We start from the raw sequence: 24,576 nt of genomic DNA, 5'->3' as shown, positions 1-24,576 counted from the left end.
CGCGCGAGCGTCAACCCCGCAGAAGCGAACGCAGCGTCTGGATCGTGTCGGCCTCGGCGGGTGACTTATCGGATCGATAGCCCTTCACCCGGGCGAAGCGCAGCGCGATGCCGCCCGGATAGCGCGGGGAGCGCTGCACGCCGTCGATCGCGATCTCCACGACGACCTCGGGGCGCAGGAACACCGTGGAGGCCGTGCGGTGCGACTCGTACGTGGGGAACTGCTCGGTCTGCCAGCGCAGCAGCTCGTCGGTGAGGCCCTTGAAGGTCTTGCCGACCATCACGAAGCCCTCGGGGTCGCCGAACTCTCCCGCGGGATCGCGCGCGCCCAGGTGCAGGTTCGACAGCCAGCCGCGTCGTCGGCCGGAGCCCCATTCCGCGCCGAGGACGACCAGGTCGAAGGTGAGGACGGGCTTGACCTTGATCCACGACTTGCCCCGACGGCCGGCGGCGTAGGGGGCGTCGATCGCCTTGACCACGACGCCCTCGTGGCCGGCTGCGAGAGCGTCGCGTGACAGCTGCTCGGCGGCGTCCGCGTCGTCCGTGACGAGGCCGGGCATCCGCCATTCCCCGGCCACGCGATCGAGCTCGGCCAGCCGGACGGAGAGCGGCTCGTCGATCAGGTCGCGTCCGTCGATGTGCAGCAGGTCGAAGAACCAGGGGCGCAGCACGAGCTCCCGCGAGACCTCGGCGCCGAACCGCGACATGGTCTCCTGGAAGGGGCGCGGGCCGCCGTCCTCATCCAGCGACAGCGTCTCGCCGTCGAGGATGAGGTCGTCGGCCGGGAGCGAGCGCACGATCTCGACGATCTCGGGCACCCGATGCGTGATGTCGGCCAGGCTCCGTGTGTAGACGCCCACCTCGTCGCCGTGACGGTGCACCTGGATGCGGGCGCCGTCGAGCTTGTACTCGACCGAGGCCCGCCCGGTGACCTCCAGCGCGGCGGAGGGGGTCGCCGCCGTGGCCGCCAGCATCGGCAGGATGGGACGGCCCACCTGCAGGCCGATCGCGTCGAGGTCGCCCTCGGCTCCGGTGAGCGCGACGCGGGCGGTCTCGCCCAGATCCCCGGACAGCATCGCCGCGCGCCGGACGGCGGCGGGCGGCCGATCGGCGGCGCGGGCGATCGCGTCGAGGAGCACTCCCGACAGGGCGCCGGTGCGGAGCTCACCGAGCATCGCCCGGACGAGGAAGTCCCATTCGGCCGCCGTCGCGCGGGAGGCGAGGTCGACGAGGATGCCGGTGCGGGCCGCCGCCGAACCGGAACCGGACGTCGCGGCGAGGGCATCGAGCGAGGTGTCGACATCGCCCACCGTCAGAGCGGCGTCGTCGGTGTGCGCGATCTCGATGGTCGTGAGTCCGCGCCATCCGACGCCCAGTCGTCCCTGGCGAGGGGAGGCGAGCAGGAGCCCCACGAGCGAAGCCAGCTCATCCGGCTCCGATCGCGCCAGCAGCCGCGCCAGCGCATCGACTTTCGCGAGTCGAGATGACGTGGCGGAGACCTCTGCTGTCGTGGCGACGACCTCGGAGAGCATCATCTCCGTATTGTCGCATCGGCCACCGACACCGGACAGGGCAGGCGTCGGTCACCCCGGATCAGGCCGCCGCCCCGTTACGCGACCGTGGTGCAAGCGCCGGGCACGGTGCGATCGACGGCTCCGGCCGCGGCATCGGCGTCAGCGCCCGTGGAACTCCGGCCGGCGCTTCTCCTGGAACGCCGCGAAGCCCTCGCGGTAGTCGTCGGTGTCGCAGAGCGCAGCCTGGGCGGCGTTCTCGATGCCGACCGCGTCCCACAGCGTCAGCCGCTCGTCGCGGATCCGGGCGATGAGCTCCTTGCTCGCGAGGAACGCCGCCGTGGCACCGCGCGCGGCCGCGGCTGCGGCATCCGTCGTCGCCTGCACGACGTCGTCATCGGGGAAGACGCGGGAGAAGAGGCCGGATGCCACGGCTTCGGCGCCGCTCATCAGCCGCCCCGTGTAGATCAGGTCGAGCGTCTTGTGGGCGCCGAGCCGTTCGAGGAAGAGCGCATGGCCGCCGGAGTCGAGCGTCGCGCCGAGTGCGGCGAAGGGCGAGCCGATCTTGGCCGATTCCGCGACGTAGACGACATCCGTGGCGATCAGCAGTCCGAGTCCGACGCCGAGGCATGCACCGTGCGCGACGGCGAACGTCGGCGCGGGGAAGCGCGCCATGCGCTGCAGCAGCGGCGTCACGAGGTCGCCGAGGTAGCCGATCACATCGTCATCCCGCGGATCCACACCCGAGATGTCCCGCCCCGCGCAGAACGCGCGCCCCTCTCCTCGCAGCACCAGTGCGCGCACGCCCGCGGCTTCTGCGGCGTCGTACGCGGATGCAAGCTCCCCCAGAGCCTGCTCGTCGAGGGCGTTCCGCTTCGCCGGCGCATCCAGCACGACCGTGGCGACGTCGTCGGCGATGGTGAGGTCGATCATGGGAGCCTCCGGGTCAGACGTCGTAGTCCACGACCACGCGGTCGCTGGTCGGATGGGACTGGCACGTGAGCACGAAGCCGCGTTCGAGTTCGTCCGGCTCCAGGGCGTAGTTCTCCGTCATGGTCACGCTACCCTCGATGACGCGGGCCCGGCAGGTGCCGCAGACACCGCCCGCGCACGCGAACGGGGCGTCGGGGCGCACGCGCAGCGCCGCGTTGAGCACGGACTCGTGTGCGTCGACCGGGCTCTCCACGGTCGAGGAGACGCCGTCGAGAGTGACCTCGATGCGCACGGTCTTCTCGCCCGCGCGCACCTGCACCGGACGGGCGGCGCGGACCGGTTCGTCCCCGGTCGTGAACAGCTCGAAGCGGATGTGCGAGCGGTCGACGCCGAGGTCGGCCAGCACGTCGCGGCAGAGATCGACCAGGGCGAGCGGTCCGCACAGGAACCACTCGTCGACGGTCGACGGCGGGATGAGCGACCCGAGGATCGTGCGGAGCTTCTCCTCGTCGATCCGCCCGGACAGCACGGGCGCCGCCCGCTGCTCGCGCGACAGCACATGATGCAGCACGAGCCTCGTCGGGTAGCGGTCCTTGAGGTCGGCGAGGTCTTCCAGGAACATCACGTCGAGTGTCGCGCGGTTCGTGTACAGGAGCGTGAAGCGTGAGGTGTCCGACCGGGTCAGCACCGTGTGCGCGAGCGCCATCAGCGGCGTGATGCCGGAGCCGGCGGCGATCCCGACCACGTGCCGGTCGTCGAGGTCGGGAAGCGCGGAGGTGAAGGTGCCCTGCGGGCTCATCACGTCGATCTCGAATCCGGGGCGCAGACCGGTCTGCGCCCACGTCGAGAACAGCCCGCCCTCGTCGCGCTTCACGGCGACGCTCAACCGCGTGTCCTGGCCGTCGTCGCGATGCTCCGGAGCCCGGCACAGCGAGTACGAGCGCCGCACCTCGACCCCGTCGAGCGTGGTGCGCAGGGCCACGTACTGGCCGGGGAGGTGGTCGTACTCGTCGGCGAGGGCGGCCGGCACGGTGAACGTCACCTCGACCGAGTCGTCGGTGAGCGGACGCACGTCCTCGACGGTGAGGGTGTGGAAGCGCGCGCGCTTGCGGGGCGCGGAGCGGCCGGGCGTCGTCGCGCGGGGAGAGGGCGCCGGCGCGGAGGTGAAGAGCGACATGTCAGTGCACCTTGAAGTGATCGAACGGCTCGAGGCAGGCGCGGCACTCGAACAGCGCCTTGCACGAGGTCGAGCCGAAGTGGGAGACCTCGCGGGTGTCGAGCGAGCCGCACCGCGGGCAGCGCACGCTCAGCGACAGCCGGATCGGGCCGGTCGAGACGGCGGCCCGGCCGGAGGGCGGCGCGATCCCGTACTCCGCGAGCTTGGTCTTGCCCGCGTCCGTCATCCAGTCCGTCGTCCAGGCGGGGGAGAGCACCAGCCGTACCTCGACCTCGTCGTAGCCGGCGGCCGTGAGCGCGAGGATCACGTCGTCGCGGATCGTGTCCATCGCGGGGCAGCCGCTGTACGTCGGGGTGATGTCGACATGGACATGCGAGCCCTCGACCTCGACGGCGCGCAGCACACCGAGGTCTTCGATCGTGAGCACGGGGACCTCGGGGTCGGGCACGGCGGCGGCGATCCGCCAGGCCTCCTGCGTCGGGGTCGTCGCGGGCGTCACCATGATGCCCCCGGATGCCGCCGCGCGAGCACCTGCATCTCCGCGAGGATGTGGCCGAGCGGCGTCGCGTGCGCCCCGTGCCTCCCGCCGGCGGACGATGCCGCGACCTCCGGGATCGCCAGCCCCGCCTCGGTGAAGACGGTCGTGACCACGCCGTCGAACCCGGCCCGGAGGGTCGATGGACGCACGGCGGCGTCGCCGAGCCGCTCGATCAGGTCGTCGTCGCGGAACAGCTCGTCGACGTACGGCCAGACGTCGCCGTTCGCGCGGATGATCCGGGCGCGGGACTCCTCCGTGCCACCGGCGAGGCGCAGCATCCACTGCACCGCGTGATCGCGGTGGTAGTCGACCTCTTTGAGCGACTTCTCCGCGATCGCGGCGAACGTCTCGTCCGTGCTCGCGCGCAGAGCGGAGTACAGCTCGAACATGTAGGTCGCGACGACGAACTGCCGGGCGATGGTCTGTGCGAAGTCGCCGTTGGGCTGCTGCACGATCCACGCGCAGCGGAACTCGGGCTCGTCGCGGAAGAACGCGAGCTCGTCCTCGCTGCGCCCGTCGAACGACCCGGCATAGTGGAGAAACGAGCGTGCATGGCCCAGGAGGTCGAGCGCGATGTTGCCCAGGGCGACGTCTTCCTCCAGCTCGGGGGCGTTGGCGATCCAGGCACCCAGCTGCTGGGAGAGGATGAGCGCGTCGTCGCCCAGCCGCAGCGCGTACTCGGCGACGTCGGCCGACACGGCGACCGCGCCGGTGCCCGAGAGCTCCTGGGAGAGGCGGAGCTCGTCGACCGAGACGTCGCCGTGGACGTCGATGTCCTCGTGCGCAGCGCTCACAGGTGCGGCACTCCCTCGGAGGCCGTGTAGTACACGGCGTGGCGGTAGTTCTTGCCCGCCGGGCTCTCGAAGTACGCGCCCTTGGCGTCGGGGTCGCTGGTCGTGATGGCCTCGGCCGGAGCGACCCAGATCGAGACGCCCTCGCCGCGACGGGTGTAGAGGTCGCGGGCGTTGCGGATGGCCATCTCGGCATCCGGTGCATGTAGTGAGCCGACGTGCACGTGGCTCAGGCCACGGTTCGCCCGGACGAAGACCTCCCAGAGGGGCCAGGGTTCGCGCTCGTCGGCGCCCGGCGTCGCCATCAGGCCACCGCCCCGGTCGTCGTGTGCGCCGGAGGGGTGCCGAGACGCTGCTTGCGCGCGTACTCCGCTGCCGCCTCGCGCACCCACGCGCCCTCTTCGTGCGCCGTGCGGCGACGTTCGAGCCGCTCTGCGTTGCAGGGACCGTTGCCCCGGAGCACCTCGAAGAACTCGTCCCAGTCGATCTCGCCGATCACGTACTGCCCGGTCGCCTCGTCGAAACGGAGGTCGGGGTCGGGGAGCGTGACGCCGAGGATCTCGGCCTGGGGGACGAGCATGCTGACGAAGCGCTGGCGCAGTTCGTCGTTCGAGAAGCGCTTGATCTTCCACTTCATCGACTGCGCGGAGTTGGGGGACTGGTCGTCGGGCGGACCGAACATCGCCAGGCTCGGCCAGTACCAGCGGTTCACGGCGTCCTGCGCCATCTCGCGCTGCTCCTCGGTGCCGCGCATGAGGGTGAGGAGGATCTCGAAGCCCTGGCGCTGGTGGAAGGACTCCTCCTTGCAGACGCGCACCATCGCACGGCCGTACGGTCCGTACGAGGCGCGGCACAGCGGCACCTGGTTGCAGATCGCGGCACCGTCGACCAGCCAGCCGATCGCGCCCATGTCGGCCCAGGTCGGCGTGGGGTAGTTGAAGATCGACGAGTACTTGGCCTTGCCGCTGATGAGCTGATCCATCATCTCGTCGCGGGTGGCGCCGAGCGTCTGGGCTGCGGAGTAGAGGTAGAGGCCGTGGCCCGCCTCGTCCTGGACCTTCGCCATCAGGATCGCCTTGCGCTTCAGGCTCGGGGCCCGCGTGATCCAGTTGCCCTCCGGCTGCATGCCGATGATCTCGGAGTGCGCGTGCTGGGAGATCTGGCGGACGAGGGTCTTGCGATAGGCGTCCGGCATCCAGTCGCGGGGCTCGATGCGCTGCTCGTTCGCGATGAGCTCGTCGAAGAGACGCTCCTCATCGGAGATCTCGCCCACGAGGGACAGGTCTGCGGGACTGGTCATCGTCGACTCCTCGGCCTCCGGTCATCTTTACTGACCGATCGTTAGGTTATTCTCGCACACCGGGGCGACGTCCTCAAGGAGGAGGTCAGTGCGAGCGCGAGATCAGCTCCAGGAGCGCGCGGCCGTAGGCCTCCGCCGGGTCGGGATGCTCGAATGCGATCGGCTCCCCGGCGATCCGGATCTCCACGCGGAAGGTGTCGTCGAGGCGCACCAACGAGTGGAAGGTGCCGCGCAGGAGGTCACGCAGCTGGTCCTCCCGTGGCAGCCAGACCGCATCCGCGAGAGTCACGGCGTCGAGCGCCCATTCCGTGGTGCCGTTGAACGCCAGATCGGTGCCGCTGGGTGTCTGACGCGCCTCGATCGTCATCCCGCTGACGGTGAAGACCTCGGCCTCCGCCTCGAGCTCCACCTCGTCGGGAAGGTCGAGCTGGAAGCGGTCGCCCTCGGTCGGATGCCAGGCGAGCCCGGCCTCTCGCAGGGCGACGGCCAGCTCACGCGTGATCATCCCCTCACGCTAGACGACGGGACGCGCCCGGAGGCCGGACGAACCTGTGGATGCCGGGCCCGAGGTGTCGGTGGGGTGGGGCAGAGTGGGGGCATGACCTCCGCCGCTCCCTCCGACACCCGCGAGGCCGCACGGGCCGCACTGCGAGAGCTCGTCGGCCGCCCGGACGCCGACTTCCACGACGGGCAGTACGAGGCGATCGAAGCGCTGGTCGAGGGGCGCCGCCGCGCCCTCGTGGTGCAGCGCACCGGCTGGGGGAAGTCCGCGGTGTACTTCGTCGCGACGCTGCTGCTGCGCCGGCAGGGTGCAGGACCGACCGTGCTGGTGTCTCCGCTGCTGGCGCTCATGCGCGATCAGATCGCGGCCGCCGAGCGGGCCGGCGTGCGTGCGGTCGCGATCAACTCCACCAACGCGCACGAGTGGTCCGACGTGCTCGCGCAGCTCGATCGCGACGAGGTCGACGTGCTGCTCGTCTCGCCCGAGCGCCTCAACAACCCGGCCTTCCGCGAGGAGCAGCTGCCGGCGCTCGTGCGGCGCATCGGCATGCTCGTGGTCGACGAGGCGCACTGCATCAGCGACTGGGGGCACGACTTCCGTCCCGACTACCGCCGGTTGCGCGACCTGATCGCGCAGATGCCCGCCGACGTCCCCGTGCTCGCGACCACCGCGACCGCCAACAGCCGTGTCGTCGCCGATGTCGCCGAGCAGCTGGGCAGTCTGCAGCCCGGTGGCGAGGGCGGAGCGGAGCCGGTGCTGACGATCCGGGGCCCGCTCGCACGCACATCCCTGCGGCTGGGGGTGCTGCGCCTGCGCGACTCGGCGAGCCGCCTCGCCTGGCTGCTGAGTCACCTCGACGACCTGCCCGGCTCGGGCATCATCTACACCCTGACCGTCGCGGCCGCCGTCGACACCGCTCGTCTACTGCGCGATCACGGGCACGAGGTGCGGGCGTACACCGGGCAGACCGACACCGAGGAGCGCGCCGAGTCCGAGGGGATGCTGAAACGCAACGAGGTCAAGGCGCTGGTCGCCACCAGCGCCCTGGGCATGGGGTTCGACAAGCCCGACCTCGGGTTCGTCCTGCACCTCGGCGCCCCCTCGTCGCCGGTGGCGTACTACCAGCAGGTGGGTCGAGCCGGTCGCGCGAGCGAGAGCGCCGACGTGCTGCTGCTGCCCGGCGTCGAGGACCGCGACATCTGGCACTACTTCGCGACCGCGTCGATGCCCGATCGCGAGCGCGCGGAGCGGGTGATCGGCGCGCTCGGCGATGCCCCGATCTCGACGCCCGCGCTCGAGGCGATGGTCGACATCCGTCGCACGCCGCTCGAACTGCTGCTCAAGGTGCTCGACGTCGACGGCGCCGTCCGGCGTGTGCAGGGCGGATGGATCGCGACCGGCGAACCGTGGATGTACGACGCCGAGCGCTACGAGCGCATCGCGGCGGAGCGGGTCGCCGAGCAGCAGCACATGATCGAGTACGAGCAGACCGACGGGTGTCGGATGGAGTTCCTGCAGCGTTCCCTGGACGATGACACAGCGGCGCCCTGCGGGAGATGCGACAACTGCGCGGGCACCTGGTTCCCCCGGGAGATCGGGCAGGCCGCGACGACCCAGGCTGCCGAGTCGCTCGATCGGGTGGGCGTTCCGATCGAAGCCCGACGTGCGTGGCCGACCGGGGCCGACCGGCTCAGCGTGCCCGTGAAGGGTCGCATCCCGGCCGACGAGCAGGCGGGCGAGGGCAGGGCGCTGGCGCGTCTCACGGACCTCGGCTGGGGAGGGGCGCTCCGCGAGCGCTTCGCGGCGGGCGCGGCCGATGCCCCCGTGACCTCGCAGCTGCTCGACGGCTGCGTGCGGGTGCTGGCGGGCTGGGGGTGGGAGGAACGACCGGTGGCCGTCGTCGCGATGCCGTCCCGGTCGCACCCGCTGCTCGTCGATTCGCTCGCCCGCGGGCTCGCCGACGTCGGGCGGCTGCCGTACCTCGGCGCGCTCGAGCCGATCGGCGGAGGGCCGACCGGTCAGCCGGGTGGGAACAGCGTCTTCCGCCTTGCCGGCGTGTGGGATCGTCTGGGTGCCCAGCACCTCGACGTGCCCGCGGGCCCCGTGCTCCTGGTGGACGACCTGGTCGACAGTCGGTGGACCATGACGGTCGCCGCGCGCGTGCTCCGTCAGGCCGGCGCGACCCAGGTCCTCCCGTTCGCCCTCGCCCTGCGCGGCTGACGCGGTCTCAGTCGTCGGCCGGCGCGAGGCGCGGCGGCCAGGCGGTGGCACCGAGTTCCCGGGAGATGTTCCTGGCGGTCTCCCGCAGTGCATTGAGGATCGCGTCCGAGGCGGGCGTCTGCGAGGTCGGCATCACGACGGCCACGGCGGCGACGATGTCGTTCGAGGCGTCGGCGACGGGGGCGGCGAGCGAGGATTCGCCCAGCACCGCCTCGTCGAACTCGCCGGCCGTGCCGCGTTCGGCGATCGCGGGCAGCTCGAGCGTCAGCCGTGTGATGTCGGTCACGGTGTCGCCCGTGAGGCTGCGCAGCGGCTGCTCGAAGACGCTCCGCTGGAAGCCCTGGTCGTACGCGAGCAGCACCTTGCCCATGGCCGAGGCGTGCGCGGGGATCGCGACACCCGTCTCCAGCATCTGCTGACTGTCGTCGGGCCGCAGGTTGTGATGGATCACGAGGACATCGGTGAAGTGCGGGGCGCCGAGTCGCACCGAGAGGTCGGTGCGGCGCGCGAGCTCCTGCGTCCAGCGCATCGCCCGCGCCCGCACGTCGAGTGTGTCGAGGTAGACGTTGCTGAGCCGGAGCAGCGTCGGGCCGAGCATGTAGCGCTGGCCGCCGCGCTCCTTGGCGACGAGCCCGTGCGAGCGCAGCGACTTCACGATCCCGTGCACGGTGGACGGCGGCAGGCTGAGCGCTGCGGCGAGGTCGGTGATGCCGAGGTGGCGTGCTCCCTGGAGCAGTTCGAGGATCTTCGCCGCGCGGTCGATCGCCTGGATCACGGGGGAGCCCTCCTTCCGGTGCGTCGTCGAGCCGGTGTGGTCGTGCCGGTCTTCCGGATTGATCTTGACAACCCGGCAGGCTCCGAGCATATTCGACATTAACGAATTGCTTTCGGATTTTTGCGGAAGAGACGCGCAAGAGGCCACAGAAGATCAAAGGAGATCGAACGATGAAGAAGCTCATCAACGCCCCCGAAGACGTTCTCGTCGAATCGCTGAGGGGCGTCGCTCTCGCTCATCCCGAGCTCTCCGTCGACCTGGAGAACCACGTCATCACCCGCGCCACCCCGAAGGCGCAGGGCAAGGTCGCCGTGGTGTCCGGCGGCGGATCCGGTCACGAGCCGCTGCACGGCGGGTTCGTCGGCACCGGCATGCTCGACGCCGCCGTCGCGGGTGAGGTCTTCACCTCGCCGACGCCCGACCGCGTGCAGGTGGCCACGAAGGCCGTCGACCGCGGAGCCGGTGTCCTCCACATCGTCAAGAACTACACGGGCGACGTCCTGAACTTCGAGATGGCCGCCGAACTCGCCTCCATGGAGGGGATCGAGGTGGGCAGCGTGGTCGTCGACGACGACGTGGCCGTGCAGGACTCGCTGTACACGGCCGGTCGCCGTGGCGTGGGCCTCACCGTGCTGCTGGAGAAGATCGTCGGTGCCGCCGCGGAGGAGGGCCGGGATCTGGCCGCCGTCGTCGAGCTCGCGAAGAAGGTGAACGGGCAGGGCCGCTCGATGGGGATGGCGCTCACGAGCTGCACGGTGCCCGCCGCCGGCAAGCCGACGTTCGACCTCCCGGACGACCAGATGGAGATCGGCATCGGCATCCACGGAGAGCCGGGCCGTCACCGCGAACCGCTCGCTCCGGCATCCGACATCGCCCGGCAGCTCGTCGAGCCGATCCTCGCCGACATCGACGCGTCCGGACCGGCGATCGTGATGCTCAACGGGATGGGAGCCACGCCCCTGATCGAGCTGTACCTCATGTACGGCGAAGTCGCGGCGATCCTCGAGAAGTCCGGCGTGCAGATCGCCCGGAACCTCGTCGGCAACTACATCACCTCGCTCGACATGGCGGGATGCTCGGTCACGCTGCTCAAGGCCGACGACGAGCTGCTGCGGCTGTGGGATGCCCCGGTGAACACGCCCGGCCTGCGGTGGGGCGCGTGATGGCGGCGATCGACACCACCGTCCTGGCCGACTGGATCTCCCGCTTCGGCGCCGCGGTCACCGAGAAGCGCGACTGGCTCACCGAACTCGACTCGGCCATCGGCGACGCCGACCACGGCGCCAACATGGCTCGCGGCATGAGCGCGGTCGGCGAGAAGCTGGGCGCGGGCACACCGGCGACCGTCGACGAACTCCTCAAGTCCGTCGGCATGACGCTCGTGAGCTCGGTGGGCGGGGCCAGCGGCCCCCTCTACGGCACCTTCTTCCTGCGGATGGGGATGACGGCCGGGGCGGTCTCGGAGCTCGACGGTCCCGGCCTCGCCGCGGCACTGCGAGCCGGACTCGACGGCATCGTCGCCCGCGGGAAGGCCGAGGCCGGCGACAAGACGATGTTCGATGCCATGGCTCCGGCCGTCGATGCGCTGGACGAGGCGCTCGCCGCCGGCTCCTCGGTGCCGGATGCCGTCGGAGCGGCGGCGGACGCGGCTGCGAAGGGCCGAGACGCCACGCTGCCGCTCGTCGCCCGCAAGGGTCGGGCGAGCTATCTGGGGGAGCGGAGCGCCGGCCACCTCGATCCCGGTGCCGCCTCGACGGCCATCCTCTTCGAGACGCTCGCCGCGGCGGTCGCGGACAGCGCCTGATGATCGGCATCGTCGCCGTCTCCCACAGCGCACGACTCGGGGAGGCGGCGCTCGAGCTCGCCCTGCAGATGGTCCCCGGCGGCGGGGTGCGCGTCGAGGTCGCGGCCGGGGCCGGGGTGGACGCCGACGGCGAGCCGATCCTCGGCACGGACGCCGTCGCGGTGGCGACCGCGATCGATGCGCTCGCCGAGGACTGCGAGGGCGTCCTCGTGCTGATGGACCTCGGCTCCGCTGTGCTCAGCGCGGAGCTGGCGCTCGAACTGCGCGCGAGCGACGTGCCGGTGCGACTCGCGCCCGCTCCGTTCGTGGAGGGGCTGCTCGCCGCGGTCGTCTCCGCCGCGGCGGGAGGGACACTGGACCTGGTGGCCGAGGAAGCCTCTGCCGCGCTGGGGGCGAAGACCGGGCAGCTCGATGCCGCCGTTCCCGACTCCTCGCCCGGGGCTCCTGCTCCGACATCCACCGCATCGCCCGCCGACTCGGCCGAGGCGGACGCGCTCGTGCGCACGGTCCGGGTCCGCAATCCGCAGGGGATCCATGCGCGACCGGCCGCCCTGATCGCCGAGGCCGCCGCCGGAGTGGACGTGCGCCTCCGGCGGCTGCCCGACGGCCCCGAGGCCTCGGCCGCGAGCCTCACCCGCCTCCTCGTCCTCGGGGCGCGGCAGGGGGACGAACTGGAACTGTCCGCCCGAGGACCCGAAGCGCTCGCCGTGCTCGACCGGCTCTCCGGCCTGTTCGACGACGGCTTCGGCGAGGGGACCGAGCAGGCCATGACCGCGGCGCCGACATCCGCATCCGAGGCCGAGGCGTCGGCGGCCGCGAAGCCCGCGGAGTCGAGCCCGCGATCCGTCCCGATCTCCTCCGGCACCGTGCTGCAGGGGCGCGGGGTGAGCCCGGGCCGCGTGGCCGCTCCCGTCGTGCACCTCGCACCGGCGCTTCCGGAGCCCGACGCGGACGCCGTCGTCGCGGTCCCCGATCGGGACGCCGAGGTCTCCGCGATCGAGTGGGCGGCCGTCGCGGTCGCCGATCAGCTCCGCTCCCGCACCGCGCAGGCGACGGGGGAGACCCGGGCGATCCTCGATGCGTCACGGCTGCTCGCCTCCGACCCGGAGCTGGTGTCCGAGGCGACCGCGCTGGTGCGTGCGAAGGGGCGCACCGCCGCGCGCGCGGTATGGGAGACGGCTGCCGGCCACGAGAGGGGGCTGGCCGCTCTGGGCGGGCGCATGGCTGAGCGCGTCGCCGACATCCGCGATGTGCGCGACCGGATCATCGCCGAGATCCTCCAGGTGGACATGCCGGGCGTTCCGGAGCGCGATGAGCCGTTCGTGCTCGTGGCGACCGACCTCGCACCGGCAGACACCGCGGCGCTCGACGGCGGCCGGTGCGTCGCCCTCGTCACCGAGCAGGGCGGTCCGACCTCGCACACGGCGATCATCGCGCGTTCCCTCGGTCTGCCGGCCGTCGTCGGGGTCACCGACGCCGTCGGCATTCCCGACGGAGCCGTGCTCCTCGTCGACGGCGACCGGGGCACGGTGCAGGTCGACCCGGCGGAGTCCGAGGTCGCCGATGCGAGGGCCGCTGCGACCGTCGTCGCCTTCGACGGACGCGGCCGCCTCGCGGACGGGCGTCGTCTGCCCCTGCTCGCGAACGTGGGCGGCGCTGCCGATGCCCGGGCGGGAGCGACGGCGCAGGCGGAGGGGATCGGGCTCTTCCGCACCGAGTTCTGCTTCCTCGGCCGGAGCGATGCGCCCACCGTGGCGGAGCAGATCGAGGCCTATCGCGGCGTGCTCGCGGCGTTCCCCGGGCGCAAGGTGGTGGTCCGCACCCTCGACGCGGGCAGCGACAAGCCGCTCCCGTTCGCGAACGCGGAGCAGGAGGAGAATCCGGCGCTCGGAGTGCGCGGACTGCGCATCGCCCGCCGCAACCCCGGCCTCCTCGACGATCAACTGCGCGCGCTCGCCGCGGCGGCGGAGCAGGAGTCGGCCGATGTCGAGGTGATGGCTCCCATGGTCGCCACGGTCGACGAGGCGGCGGAGTTCGCGGCCCGGTGCCGGGGCGCCGGTCTCGAGCGGGTCGGGATCATGATCGAGACGCCCTCGGCCGCCCTGCTCGCCGCCGAGCTCTTCGAGGTCGTCGACTTCGTGAGTCTCGGGACCAACGATCTCGCCCAGTACACGATGGCGGCGGACCGGCTCCTGAGCGACCTCGGCGACCTCAACGACCCGTGGCAGCCTGCGGTGCTCCGCCTGATCGGGATCGTGGGCGCCGCCGGTCGTGCGGCGGGCAAGCCCGTCGGCGTGTGCGGGGAGGCGGGCGGAGACCCGACCCTTGCTCCGGTGCTCGTCGGTCTCGGCGCGACCTCCCTGTCGATGACCCCGCGCTCCCTCGGCCGTGTCGCGGCGGCACTCGATGCGGCGAGTGAACAGGAGTGCCGACGGGCGGCGGAGGCGGTACTCGGGGCTGCGACCGCCGAGGAGGCGAGGGTTGCCGCAGGGACCGTTCTGGAGCGCGTGGGCCGGGCATGATCGCGGCCATATGCGGATTGAGGCATGCCCGTCATCTCATTCTCATATCGACATGAGATGCGCGAGCAGCGCCCGGTGCGTGCGCCCTAGGCTCAGGGTTACGGGGGCGTCGCACCGACGCCATGGGGGGATCTGAGACAACATGTCGCTGCGAGTGCCGTTTGTGAAGAGTGTGGTCGGCATGCTGGCGGTGGGTACGATCGTCGCCCTGTCGGCGTGTGCCCCGGAGCCGCAGCCGACGCCCAAGCCCACAGCTGCTCCCGAGACGCCGACCCCGGATCCGTACGGGGGCCCCATCTCCTTCATCGGAGACGAACTCGATTGGTTCCTGTTGAGCGCGGACGAGATCAGGGGCGCGCTTCCGGACGTCGGCGACGTCAGCCCGGCTGTCCCTTCGCTCATCCAGGTCTCGGACGGCTCGGGTTACGACCCTGACCCGGCGATCTGCATCGCGCTCACCGCCGAACCATCGCTGGGGTCCATCGGTGCACGGTCCGTCACCTGGACCAGCGCATTGCCCGAAGGGCGCCCAGGGTGGCTCAATGTCCTCCAGTTCGCCGACGAGAACGCCGCGCAGGCGCGCATGGACCAGTTCCTGGAGGCGGCCGCGAGCTGTGACGAGTTCCAGTTCGGAGGGCCGTCCTCCTTCGCCTCCTCGACCGCGGAAGGGGAGGATGGCGTCCGCGCCGTCGCCGGTTCCCTGATCCTCACCTACCCGGGCGGCGGCGGCCACAGCCTCTACAAGAGCTACTCTTCGGTCGGGAACGTGATCGTGGAGATCTGGCAGCCGTTCACCGGTGAACCGACATTCGACACCGAGGCGGCCGCCGTGCTGCTGCGCGATCGTGCGAGCGAGGCGAAGGGGAAGCTGGTCGACGCACTGACCGCCGACCCGCCCGTGGCAGCCGAGACCCCGGCGGCCGTCGACCCTGCCGCGCCGTGGAGCGAGTGGCGGATCACCGCGGACGGAGTCGGTCCGGTGCATCTGGGCGTCGAGTTCGAACAGGCGATCGCAGCTGTGCCGGGGGCGCGGGTCGAAGATCCCGAGGGGTATGGAGGATGGACTCGATTGATCTCCCCTGACGACTCCGCCTCGGTGCTGCTGCAGGGGCACGAGGAGGGGGCGGTCGTCGCGGCCATCTCCGTCGGGATCGCGAACGTCGCCGGGGAGCGGAACGACGACGGCGCGGCGCTTCCGACCGCCGGCGGAGTGAAGGTCGGGGACCCGCTACCGGCTGCCGTCTCCGCGTTTCCGAAGGGCACGGCTTTCCGCATCATCTCGTCCGGGGAGTACTTCTACGAGTGGTCCACCCGCGATGGCGTGGCGCTGCGCTTCCGGCTCGATCGTGACTCGACGGAGAGCGACGGGGCTGTGATCACCGGAATCACCGTCGAGGATGGGACGCTAGCCCCGGTGCCCGTCTTCGGCTGACGATCTCGCGAACCGATCTCCGTCCCGGGGGTTCATTACTAACCGATCGTTCAGTTAGTATGGGGCCGTCGGGCACCGCTGCTGCGGCGTCCGCGCGACGAGGAGGTCGGCGATGACAGAGGCGACGACGGAGACGGCGGATGCCGTGCGACCCAACCGGGCCATGATGGAGCGCGATCGGGCATCGGCGATGCTCGGTCTCGTGGTCGAGCGGGACGATCCCGGCCACGCGGTTGTATCGATGCGCGTGCGCGACGACATGACGAACGGTTTCCACATCACCCACGGCGGGTTCGTGTTCGCCCTCGCCGACACCGCCTTCGCGATCGCCTGCAACGAGGACGACCGGGTCACGGTCGCCGCCGGTGCCGACATCTCCTTCCTCAAGCCCACGGTGTCGGGGCAGACCCTGACCGCGACGGCCGTCCGGCGTTCGAGGTCGGGCCGCTCGGGCATCTACGACGTCACCGTCGCCGACGAGCACGGCGAGCCCGTCGCCGAGTTCCGCGGCCGCTCCCGCACCACCAGCCAGACGTTCTGACCACACACCGATCCGACGGAGCCCACCGTGTCGACGACGACCGCAACCCTCACCGTCCGCCCTCCCGCACCCGACGAACTCGATCCCGAGGAGCGCCTGAGTCGCGAGGAGATCACCGCGCTCCAGCTCGAGCGGCTCCAGTGGACCGTGCAGCACGCCTACGCGAACGTGCCGCTCTACACGCAGAAGTTCGACGCGGCGGGAGTGCACCCCGATGACATCCGTTCGCTCGACGATGTCCGGCGTCTGCCGTTCACGACCAAGGACGACCTGCGCCAGACGTACCCGTTCGGCATGTTCGCGGTCCCGATGACCGAGGTCGCCCGCATCCACGCCTCCAGCGGCACGACCGGTCGCCCGACGGTCGTCGGCTACACGCGCGGCGATCTGGACCGGTGGGGGTCGCTGGTCGCCCGCTCGCTGCGCGCGAGCGGCATCCGACGGGGCATGAAGGTGCACAACGCGTACGGGTACGGCCTGTTCACCGGCGGTCTGGGTGCGCATGCGGGCATCGAGGCGCTGGGCGCGACCGTCATCCCGATGTCGGGCGGGCAGACCGCGCGGCAGGTGCAGCTCATCCTCGACTTCGAACCGGACGCGATCCTGTGCACGCCGAGCTATCTGCTCACGATCGCCGATGCGATGGTGGCGCAGGGGGTGGACCCCCGTTCCACCTCCCTCAAGGTCGCGGTACTCGGCGCGGAGCCGTGGACCAACGAGATGCGGCATGAGCTCGAGCAGCGCCTCGACATCGATGCCCTCGACATCTTCGGGCTGAGCGAGGTCATGGGTCCGGGCGTCGGCAACGAGTGCATCGAGACCAAGGATGGTCCGCACCTCTGGGAGGATCACTTCCTGCCCGAGGTGATCGACGGGGAGACGCTCCAGGCGCTGCCCGACGGCGATCGTGGCGAACTCGTGTTCACCTCGCTCACGAAGGAGGCGTTCCCCGTGATCCGCTATCGCACGCGCGACATCACCCGACTGCTGCCGGGTACCGCGCGCCCGGGCATGCGACGGATGGAGAAGGTCACCGGCCGCAACGACGACATGATCATCCTGCGCGGCGTGAACCTCTTCCCGACGCAGATCGAGGAGCTGGTGCTCGGCATCGAGCAGCTCACGCCGCACTTCATCCTGGAACTCTCCAAGGAGGGGAGGATGGACGCGCTGACGGTGCGGATCGAGCGTCACCCCGACCTGTCCGTGGAGACCTGCCGGAGCGCGGCAGCGGTGCTGGCACAGCGCATCAAGGTGTTCGTCGGCTCCTCCGTCGCGGTGCAGCTGGAGGAGCCGGGCGCCCTGCCGCGGAGCGAGGGCAAGTTCAAGCGGGTCTACGACCTGCGCTGACCCGATCCGACGCTCCGACGCCGCGCGAGCGCCGGTGCGCGGATCACCGCGGGTCGGATGGGAGACTGTGGGTGATGTCCGAGATGCAGAGCACGCGACGAGGCCGCCCCGGCTATGACCAGCAGGGCATCCTCGCCGTCGCCGTCACCGCCTTCAACGAGCACGGGTACGACGCCACGTCCATCGGCATGCTCGCCGAGCGCCTGGGCCTGTCGAAGTCCGCGATCTATCACCACTTCGGGTCGAAGGACGAGATGCTCGACCGTGCGCTCGATGCGGCGCTGAGCGGGCTCGAGGCCGTCGTCGACGACCCTCTTCCCGCGGACGGCAGCGCGGATGCGAGCGCGGTGGACCGCCTCGAGCACGTGCTGCGCGGAGCCGTACGGGTGCTGGTGGAGCAGCTCCCCGCCGTGACGCTGCTGCTGCGCGTGCGCGGGAACACCGAGGTTGAGCGCCAGGCGCTCACGCGACGTCGCGTGTTCGACCGGCGGATCACGGCTCTCGTCGAGGAGGCGCAGGCGGAGGGGGAGCTGCGCTCCGACATCGATGCCAGCGTCGTCGCCCGGCTAGTGTTCGGCATGATCAACTCGATCGTCGAGTGGTATCGCCCGGGAGGACGCGAGGGCGCCGATCGGCTCGCCGACGACGTCGTCGCGCTCGCCCTGGACGGTCTGCGACGTCCGGACGTCGCAGCGGCCGCCCCGGCCGTCTGACCGGGACGCCGCAGCGGACTACGCGGCCACCTGCTCCTTCGCCACGAGCGTGAGCACGTCGTAGGTCGCGACGATCTCGTCGTGCTGGTTCTTCAGCACCGCATCCCAGCGCACCTCGCCGTACTCGTCGGTCTCGCGCGGCGTGATGAGCTTGGCGGTCAGCTCGACGCGGATCTGGTCGTCGGGGGAGACCGGTGTCAGGAACCGCAGGTTCTCCAGACCGGAGTTCGCCAGCACCGGGCCGGGCGCCGGGTCGACGAAGAGCCCCGCCGCCCACGACACGAGCAGGTACCCGTGCGCCACTCGCCCCGGGAAGAACGGGTTCGCGGCGGCCGAGGTCTCGTCCATGTGGGCATAGAAGGTGTCGCCCGTGAACGCCGCGAAGGTCTCGATGTCGGCGAGGGTCACGGTGCGCGAGGGGCTCACGACCTGGTCTCCGATGCGCAGCTCCGCCAGTGACTTGCGGAACGGGTGGATGCCGTCGCCGTCCAGGTACGGACGGGACGCGGCCCCCTGATGCCAGACCCCGGTCAGGGCCGTCATCATCTCGGGGGAGCCCTGCACGGCCGTGCGCTGCATGTGGTGCAGCACCGCACGGATGCCGCCGAGCTCCTCGCCGCCACCCGCGCGACCGGGGCCGCCGTGGACGAGGTTCGGGAGCGGGGAGCCGTGTCCGGTCGAGCTGCGCGCGTCGTCGCGGTCGAGGAAGAGCACGCGCCCGTTGTAGGCGGCCATCCCGGTCGCGAGAGCGGTCGCGACGGCCGGGTCGTGCGTCGCGACACTGGTCACGAGCGAGCCGCCGCCACGGGCCACGAGCGCCGAGGCCTCTTCGAGCGACCGGTATCCGATGATGCTCGACACCGGGCCGAACGCTTCGATCTCGTTGACGGCGGGACTCTCCGCATCCGGGAATCGGAGCAGCATCGGGGAGAGGAAGGCCCCGTCGGGGGCGGGCGCATCGCTGCCGTCGCCGTGCCGCACCGCGGGGGCCTCGGTCGAGCCGATCACCAGTTCGCCGCCGCCCTCCTGCAGACGCGCGACCTGACGCAGCACCTCGTCGCGCTGGGCGGTCGAGGCGAGCGGCCCCATCGTGACGCCCTCGGCTCGGGGATCGCCCAGGACCACGCGCTCCGACAGTCGTGCCCGCACCGCGCCGATCACGTCGTCCACGGCCGCCTCCGGCACGATGGCCCGACGGATCGCGGTGCACTTCTGTCCGGCCTTGGTCGTCATCTCGGTGACGAGCTGCGTGACGTAGGCGTCGAACTCCGGGGTGCCGCGCACGGCATCCGTGCCGAGGACCGAGGCGTTGATGGAGTCGGTCTCGCTGGTGAACCGCACGCCGCCCGTCTGCACCGCGTCGTGCGCGCGCAGGCGCTCGGCGGTCGACGCGGATCCGGTGAAGGCCACGAGGTCGCCCAGTCGCAGTTCGTCGAAGAGCCCGGGGACGCCACCCGAGACGAGCTGCAGGGATCCCTCCGGGAGGAGGCCGGACTCCACCATGATGCGCACCATCGCCTCGGCGAGGTATCCCGTGGGCGTCGCCGGCTTCACGACGGTCGGGACTCCGGCGAGGAACGCGGGGGCGAACTTCTCGAGCGATCCCCAGACCGGGAAGTTGAAGGCGTTGATCTGCACCGCGACGCCGGGGAGGCGGGTGTAGATGTGGCGTCCGAGGAAGGAGCCGTCCTTGGACAGGTTCTCCACCGCGCCGTCCACGTACACGGTCGCGTTCGGCAGCTCCCGCCGGCCCTTGCTCGAATAGGCGAAGAGGACGCCGATGCCGCCGTCGATGTCGACCCACGAGTCCTGCTTCGTCGCGCCGGTGCGGCTCGAGATCTCGTAGAGCTCGGCCTTGCGCTCCGTGAGCGCGAGCGCGAGCTGCTTCAGGCGCACCGCGCGCTGATGGAAGGTGAGCGCGCCGAGCGAGGCCTGGCCGGCCCGGCGGGCGTAGGCGAGGGCGCCGCCGAGGTCGATCCCCTCCGTGGAGACCCGGGCGACCACCTCTCCCGTCGAGGCGTCTCGCACCTCGGCCGCGTCCGCCTCGGGGGAGGGCGCCCACCAGGCGCCCTGCAGGTAGCTGGGGAGGATCTCGGTCATCTCGGTTCCCTTCATCAGGCGTCCCATTCGTAGAAGCCGCGTCCGCTCTTGCGGCCGAGGTGGCCCTCGGCGACGAGTCGTCGCAGCAGTGCAGGGGGTTCGAAGCGCGCGCCCAGATGCGCGGCCAGGTACTCGGCGATCCCGAGTCGGACGTCGAGTCCGACGATGTCGGTGAGTCGGAGCGGACCCACAGGGTGCTTGTACCCCAGCGTCATCGCGGCGTCGATGTCCTCCGCGGAGGCGACGCCCTCCTCGAGCATCCGGATCGCCTCGAGCCCGATCGCGACGCCGAGTCGCGAGGACGCGAAGCCGGGGGCGTCCGCCACGACGATCGGGGTCTTGCCCAGGGCGCGCACCCATCCGCGGGCGTCGTCGATCAGCGCCGGTCCGGTCGTGGCCCCGCGGACGATCTCGACGAGCGTGGAGGCGGGTACCGGATTGAAGAAGTGCATGCCGAGGAAGCGCTGGGGATTCTCGAGCACGGCGGCGAGCTCGTCGATGGAGATCGACGAGGTGTTCGACGCGAGCGCGGCGCCGAGAGCCAGCTGCTTCTCGACGCGGGTGAGGGCGTCGATCTTCAGCGCGATGTCCTCCGGCACGGCCTCGATCACGAGGTCGCACGCCGCGAACGACGAGACATCCGTGCCCGTCGCGAACCGCGCACGATAGGAGGTCGCCTCCTCGAGCGCGGTGCCCCGGTCGATCGAGGCGTCCACTGAATCGAGGACGCGGTCCGATGCGGCAGCGGCCGCGGCGTCATCGCGCTCGATCACGGTCACGGAGGATCCGGCGAGCAGGAAGGCGTGCGCGATGCCGGCGCCCATCCGTCCGCCGCCGAGGACCCCGACGTGTGCGGGGGTGCTGTCGGTCTCGCTCATCGGTCTCTCCGCTCCAGGAAGTCGGTCATGCGGCGGAACTTCTCGGGGCTCTCGAAGAGCTCGGCCTGGGCTTCCAGATCCGCCGCGGGATGCCGGTCGCGGGGAGCGCGGAACACGCGCTTGGTCGCGACCGTCGCCGCGGTGTCGTTCCGGGCGATGCGGTCGGCGATCGCGTGGGCGGCCGGCAGCAGGGCTTCCGACTCATGCAGGGCGGACACCAGACCGATGCGCAGAGCCTCCTCGGCGCGGACCGTGCGGCCGGTCAGCAGCAGCTCGATCGCCCGGGCGTCGCCGATGATCTCCTTGAGGCGCCAGCTGGCACCCGCTGCGGCGAGGATGCCGAGTCCGGTCTCCGGATTGCCGATCGCCAGGGTCGGGGTGGCGATGCGGATGTCGGCGGCGTAGGCGAGCTCCGCGCCGCCGCCGAGAGCGTATCCGTCGATCGCTGCGATCACGGGCATGGGCAACTCGGCCAGGCGCACGAAGGCGTGGGCGTTGATGCCGCGCAGCGCATCGGCCGCCCGACGCTCGCGGAGCTCGGCGATGTCGGCTCCGGCCGCGAAGACGCCGTCGGCGCCGGTGAGGATCAGGGTGCGCGGCGACTCCTCGAGCTCGGCGCAGAGCGAGTGGACCGCATCGATCGTCGCCTGGTCGATCGCGTTGCGCTTGTGCGGACGATGGAGCGTCGCCACCACGCGGTCCTCGTGCCGCTGGACGAGCAGCGGCGCCGGAGAGGGCTGCTCCGCGGGCATCACATCTTCTCCAGGATCATCGCGGCGCCCTGACCGACGCCGACGCACATGGTGGCGAGGCCGTACCGCGAGTCCTCGCGCTCCATGCGCCCGAGGAGCGTGACCAGCAGGCGCGAGCCGGACGAGCCGAGCGGGTGGCCGAGGGCGATCGCCCCGCCGTCGGCGTTCACGCGCGCCTCGTCGAGCCCGAGGCGTCGGATGCAGGCGATCGACTGCGTCGCGAACGCCTCGTTGAGCTCGACCGCACCGATGTCGTCGATCGAGAGCCCCGCCCGGCGGAGGGCCTTCTGCGTCGCCGGGACCGGACCGAGGCCCATGATCTCGGGCGCGATCCCCGCGCTGGTGCCGACGACGATCCTCGCCCGCGGGATCAGCCCGTGGCGTTCGACGGCCTCGGCGCTCGCCACCACGATCGCGGACGCGCCGTCGTTGAGCGCGCTCGAGTTCCCGGCCGTCACGACCTCACCACCGGCGACCACGGGACGCAGGCGTGCGAGGACGTCGAGTGTCGTGTCGGGCCGCGGTCCCTCGTCGACGAGGAACTCGCCGTCCCGGACCGGGACGCCCACGATCTCACCCGCGAAGCGACCGGCGGCGATCGCCGCCGCGGCGCGCTGCTGGGAGCGGACCGCGAAGGCATCCGCCTCGGCGCGGGTGATCCCGTCGACGCGGGCGACCTCCTCGGCCGTCTCCGGCATCGAGAACGTCGCCTTGTCGCGGGCGAGCAGGCGCGGGTTGGGGAACCGCCAGCCGATCGAGGTGTCGTACGCGGCTCCGGGCTTGGCCCAGGCCTTCTCGGGCTTCGCCTGCACCCAGGGCGCGCGGGTCATCGACTCGACCCCGCCGGCGATGATGATGTCGGCGTCGCCGGCCCGGATCGCCTGCGCGGCCATCGTCACCGCGGACATCCCCGACGCGCACAACCGGTTCACGGTGATGCCGGGCACGCTGTCGGGGAGTCCTGCGAGCAGCACCGCCATCCTGGCGACGTTGCGGTTGTCCTCCCCGGCCTGGTTCGCCGCGCCGAGGATGACCTCGTCGATCTCGACCCGATCGGCGTCGAGGCCTGCGCGCCGCGCCGCTTCCCTCACGACGAGGGCGGCGAGGTCGTCGGGACGGACCCCGGCGAGGGCTCCGCCGTATCGTCCGACCGGGGTGCGCGTGCCTCCGACGAGGTAGGCCTCGGTCATGCGGATCTCCTGACTGCGTCGTCTCGGGGGTGGTCCGTACGATCGGTCAGCAGGAATTACTGACCGATCGTATGGTAATTATGGCACAGACCCTCCGTCGTCCGCGATCCCGGATCCGCCGACAGCTCAGGTCAGCAGATCCACGTCCTTGGTCTCCTTCACGAGCGAGACGCCGATCAGGGAGATCACCGAGGCCACGGCGATGTAGACGCCGATGGTCCAGGCCGCGTGGAACTGGTTCAGCAGCGTCTCGGCGATCATCGGGGCGAACGCGCCGCCGAGGATGGCGCCGAGCGCGTAGCCGATCGAGACGCCGGAGTAGCGCACGTTCGCCGGGAACATCTCCGCGTACAGGGCGGCCTGGGGGCCGTAGGAGAGGCCGAGGGCGAAGGTCATCACGAACAGCGCGACGAAGTACCAGAGGATGTTCGCGGTGTCGATCAGGAACCACATCGGCACGGCCCAGAGGGCGAGGGCGACGTAGCCGATCTGGAAGGTGCGGATGCGGCCGAGTCGGTCGGAGAGATGCCCTCCCCACAGGGTGAAGATGAGCCAGCCGAACGAGGCGAGCGTCGTCGCCAGCAGTACCGGCGGGCGGTCCATGCCGAGCGCGGTGACGGCGTAGGTCGCGAAGAAGGCGATGAGCAGGTATCCGGCGGCGTTGTTCGCGATGAAGATGACCGCGGTCAGGATGACCTGCTTGGTGTTCGAGCGGAACAGCTGACCCAGCGGTGCGGATGCCTCCTTGCGACGCCGGCGCAGCTCCTCGAAGATCGGGCTCTCGTCGACGGCGCGCCGGATCACGTAGCCGACGGCGATCAGGACGATCGACAGCAGGAACGGGATGCGCCAGCCCCACTCCAGGAAGGCCTCCGGCGACATCGAGGTCGTCAGCACCCACAGCGTGAACGTCGCGAGGATCATGCCCACCGGGACGCCGATCTGGGGGAAGGCCCCGAACAGGCCGCGCCGGCCGCGAGGCGCGTGCTCGACGGCCATCAGGGCGGCGCCGCCCCACTCGCCACCCGCCGAGAAGCCCTGGAGGATGCGGAGCAGGATCAGCAGGATCGGGGCGGCGACGCCGATCGCGGCGTACGTGGGCAGGATGCCGATGAGCGAGGTCGAGAGGCCCATCATGATCAGCGTGAAGACGAGCATCTTCTTGCGTCCCAGCTTGTCGCCGAGGTGGCCGGCGACGATCGCTCCCAGGGGGCGGAAGAGGAACGAGATGCCGATCGTGGCGAACGACAGCACCTGCGCGAGCCCGGGGCTGGTCTCGGCGATCGGCGCGAGGAAGAGCGGTGCGAGCACCAGGCCGGCCGCCTGGGCGTAGATGAAGAAGTCGTACCACTCGATCGAGGTGCCGACGAGAGTGCTCGCGAGCACTCGACGTTCCTCGGCGGGCATCCGCCCGGTCGGGGTGTGGGCGGTGACGGCTGACGTCATGCGAACTCCATTGTTCTGCGGTTCCGTGGTGGGTGACGGCGAGATGCCGACGATCTTTCATGACCGAATGGTCGGTCAGTTAATCGCCGAGCGTAGCGCATC

General features: G+C 71.1%; 22 protein-coding genes. 8 read left to right on the top strand and 14 right to left on the bottom strand.

Going from position 1 to position 24,576, the window contains the following annotated elements; genetic code table 11:
- Positions 1-10: 10 nt before the first annotated feature.
- From AC07VM_RS09490 to AC07VM_RS09455, 8 genes are all read right to left on the bottom strand, one after another.
- The gene (locus AC07VM_RS09490) at positions 11-1,534 is read right to left on the bottom strand and encodes an ATP-dependent DNA ligase (protein WP_494910882.1); all 1,524 of its coding nucleotides are present in this window, start codon (positions 1,532-1,534) and stop codon (positions 11-13) included.
- Positions 1,535-1,672: 138 nt separating this feature from the next.
- Positions 1,673-2,443 (bottom strand): enoyl-CoA hydratase/isomerase family protein, encoded by a 771-nt coding sequence (locus AC07VM_RS09485; protein WP_494910881.1) that lies wholly within the window; start codon positions 2,441-2,443, stop codon positions 1,673-1,675.
- 13 nt (positions 2,444-2,456) lie between these two features.
- On the bottom strand, positions 2,457-3,620 hold the full coding sequence (paaE, locus tag AC07VM_RS09480; protein ID WP_494910880.1) for a 1,2-phenylacetyl-CoA epoxidase subunit PaaE: 1,164 nt from the start codon (positions 3,618-3,620) through the stop codon (positions 2,457-2,459).
- Position 3,621: 1 nt separating this feature from the next.
- A complete protein-coding gene (paaD, locus tag AC07VM_RS09475) occupies positions 3,622-4,122 on the bottom strand; it encodes a 1,2-phenylacetyl-CoA epoxidase subunit PaaD (RefSeq protein WP_494910879.1) in 501 nt (166 codons plus the stop codon).
- The gene (gene paaC, locus AC07VM_RS09470) at positions 4,116-4,952 is read right to left on the bottom strand and encodes a 1,2-phenylacetyl-CoA epoxidase subunit PaaC (RefSeq protein ID WP_494910877.1); all 837 of its coding nucleotides are present in this window, start codon (positions 4,950-4,952) and stop codon (positions 4,116-4,118) included. Before paaC ends, paaD begins: the two co-directional genes overlap by 7 nt.
- Positions 4,949-5,254 carry a 1,2-phenylacetyl-CoA epoxidase subunit PaaB gene (gene paaB / locus AC07VM_RS09465; protein WP_029262355.1) on the bottom strand — a complete coding sequence of 102 codons (306 nt, stop codon included), beginning with the start codon at positions 5,252-5,254 and terminating at the stop codon, positions 4,949-4,951. The genes paaC and paaB overlap by 4 nt, the downstream gene beginning before the upstream one ends.
- On the bottom strand, positions 5,254-6,249 hold the full coding sequence (gene paaA, locus AC07VM_RS09460) for a 1,2-phenylacetyl-CoA epoxidase subunit PaaA (RefSeq protein WP_494910876.1): 996 nt from the start codon (positions 6,247-6,249) through the stop codon (positions 5,254-5,256). The genes paaB and paaA overlap by 1 nt, the downstream gene beginning before the upstream one ends.
- A gap of 85 nt (positions 6,250-6,334) precedes the next feature.
- Complete coding sequence (locus AC07VM_RS09455) at positions 6,335-6,754, bottom strand: pilus assembly protein CpaE (protein ID WP_494910875.1); 420 nt, start codon at positions 6,752-6,754, stop codon at positions 6,335-6,337.
- A gap of 93 nt (positions 6,755-6,847) precedes the next feature.
- On the opposite strand from AC07VM_RS09455, the gene AC07VM_RS09450 reads away from it, so the two are divergent.
- Positions 6,848-8,971 (top strand): RecQ family ATP-dependent DNA helicase, encoded by a 2,124-nt coding sequence (locus AC07VM_RS09450; RefSeq protein ID WP_494910873.1) that lies wholly within the window; start codon positions 6,848-6,850, stop codon positions 8,969-8,971.
- 7 nt (positions 8,972-8,978) lie between these two features.
- Here AC07VM_RS09450 and AC07VM_RS09445 read toward each other — a convergent pair whose 3' ends face one another.
- Positions 8,979-9,845 carry an IclR family transcriptional regulator gene (locus tag AC07VM_RS09445; protein ID WP_494910872.1) on the bottom strand — a complete coding sequence of 289 codons (867 nt, stop codon included), beginning with the start codon at positions 9,843-9,845 and terminating at the stop codon, positions 8,979-8,981.
- Between the two features lie 71 nt (positions 9,846-9,916).
- On the opposite strand from AC07VM_RS09445, the gene dhaK reads away from it, so the two are divergent.
- From dhaK to AC07VM_RS09410, 7 genes are all read left to right on the top strand, one after another.
- Positions 9,917-10,909, top strand: a complete 993-nt coding sequence (dhaK, locus tag AC07VM_RS09440; RefSeq protein ID WP_494910870.1) for a dihydroxyacetone kinase subunit DhaK — start codon at positions 9,917-9,919, stop codon at positions 10,907-10,909.
- The gene (gene dhaL, locus AC07VM_RS09435) at positions 10,909-11,550 is read left to right on the top strand and encodes a dihydroxyacetone kinase subunit DhaL (protein ID WP_494910868.1); all 642 of its coding nucleotides are present in this window, start codon (positions 10,909-10,911) and stop codon (positions 11,548-11,550) included. The genes dhaK and dhaL overlap by 1 nt, the downstream gene beginning before the upstream one ends.
- A complete protein-coding gene (gene ptsP, locus AC07VM_RS09430; RefSeq protein ID WP_494910866.1) occupies positions 11,550-14,072 on the top strand; it encodes a phosphoenolpyruvate--protein phosphotransferase in 2,523 nt (840 codons plus the stop codon). The genes dhaL and ptsP overlap by 1 nt, the downstream gene beginning before the upstream one ends.
- 181 nt (positions 14,073-14,253) lie before the next feature.
- Entirely contained in the window at positions 14,254-15,504 is a 1,251-nt protein-coding gene (locus AC07VM_RS09425; RefSeq protein WP_494910864.1) for a hypothetical protein, read from the top strand.
- A 112-nt stretch (positions 15,505-15,616) separates the two neighbouring features.
- Positions 15,617-16,045, top strand: coding sequence for a hydroxyphenylacetyl-CoA thioesterase PaaI (paaI, locus tag AC07VM_RS09420; RefSeq protein WP_267417698.1), 429 nt, complete (start codon positions 15,617-15,619; stop codon positions 16,043-16,045).
- Positions 16,046-16,072: 27 nt separating this feature from the next.
- Complete coding sequence (paaK, locus tag AC07VM_RS09415; RefSeq protein ID WP_494910862.1) at positions 16,073-17,395, top strand: phenylacetate--CoA ligase PaaK; 1,323 nt, start codon at positions 16,073-16,075, stop codon at positions 17,393-17,395.
- A 74-nt stretch (positions 17,396-17,469) separates the two neighbouring features.
- A complete protein-coding gene (locus AC07VM_RS09410) occupies positions 17,470-18,108 on the top strand; it encodes a TetR/AcrR family transcriptional regulator (protein ID WP_267417700.1) in 639 nt (212 codons plus the stop codon).
- An 18-nt stretch (positions 18,109-18,126) separates the two neighbouring features.
- Here the strand turns inward: AC07VM_RS09410 and paaZ are convergent, their stop codons facing one another.
- From paaZ to AC07VM_RS09385, 5 genes are all read right to left on the bottom strand, one after another.
- Positions 18,127-20,208 carry a phenylacetic acid degradation bifunctional protein PaaZ gene (gene paaZ, locus AC07VM_RS09405; RefSeq protein ID WP_494910860.1) on the bottom strand — a complete coding sequence of 694 codons (2,082 nt, stop codon included), beginning with the start codon at positions 20,206-20,208 and terminating at the stop codon, positions 18,127-18,129.
- Between the two features lie 14 nt (positions 20,209-20,222).
- Entirely contained in the window at positions 20,223-21,086 is an 864-nt protein-coding gene (locus AC07VM_RS09400) for a 3-hydroxyacyl-CoA dehydrogenase family protein (protein WP_494910859.1), read from the bottom strand.
- Positions 21,083-21,838 carry an enoyl-CoA hydratase/isomerase family protein gene (locus tag AC07VM_RS09395; RefSeq protein ID WP_494910857.1) on the bottom strand — a complete coding sequence of 252 codons (756 nt, stop codon included), beginning with the start codon at positions 21,836-21,838 and terminating at the stop codon, positions 21,083-21,085. Before AC07VM_RS09395 ends, AC07VM_RS09400 begins: the two co-directional genes overlap by 4 nt.
- A complete protein-coding gene (locus tag AC07VM_RS09390) occupies positions 21,838-23,028 on the bottom strand; it encodes a thiolase family protein (RefSeq protein ID WP_494910855.1) in 1,191 nt (396 codons plus the stop codon). The genes AC07VM_RS09395 and AC07VM_RS09390 overlap by 1 nt, the downstream gene beginning before the upstream one ends.
- Positions 23,029-23,154: 126 nt before the next feature.
- On the bottom strand, positions 23,155-24,474 hold the full coding sequence (locus AC07VM_RS09385) for an MFS transporter (RefSeq protein WP_494910854.1): 1,320 nt from the start codon (positions 24,472-24,474) through the stop codon (positions 23,155-23,157).
- Positions 24,475-24,576: the final 102 nt, after the last annotated feature.

Source organism: Microbacterium sp. GW821-FHT01D02, from assembly GCF_059422585.1.
The sequence above is the reverse complement of the archived record's forward strand: the minus strand, read 5'-3'. Positions and strand labels throughout refer to the sequence as shown.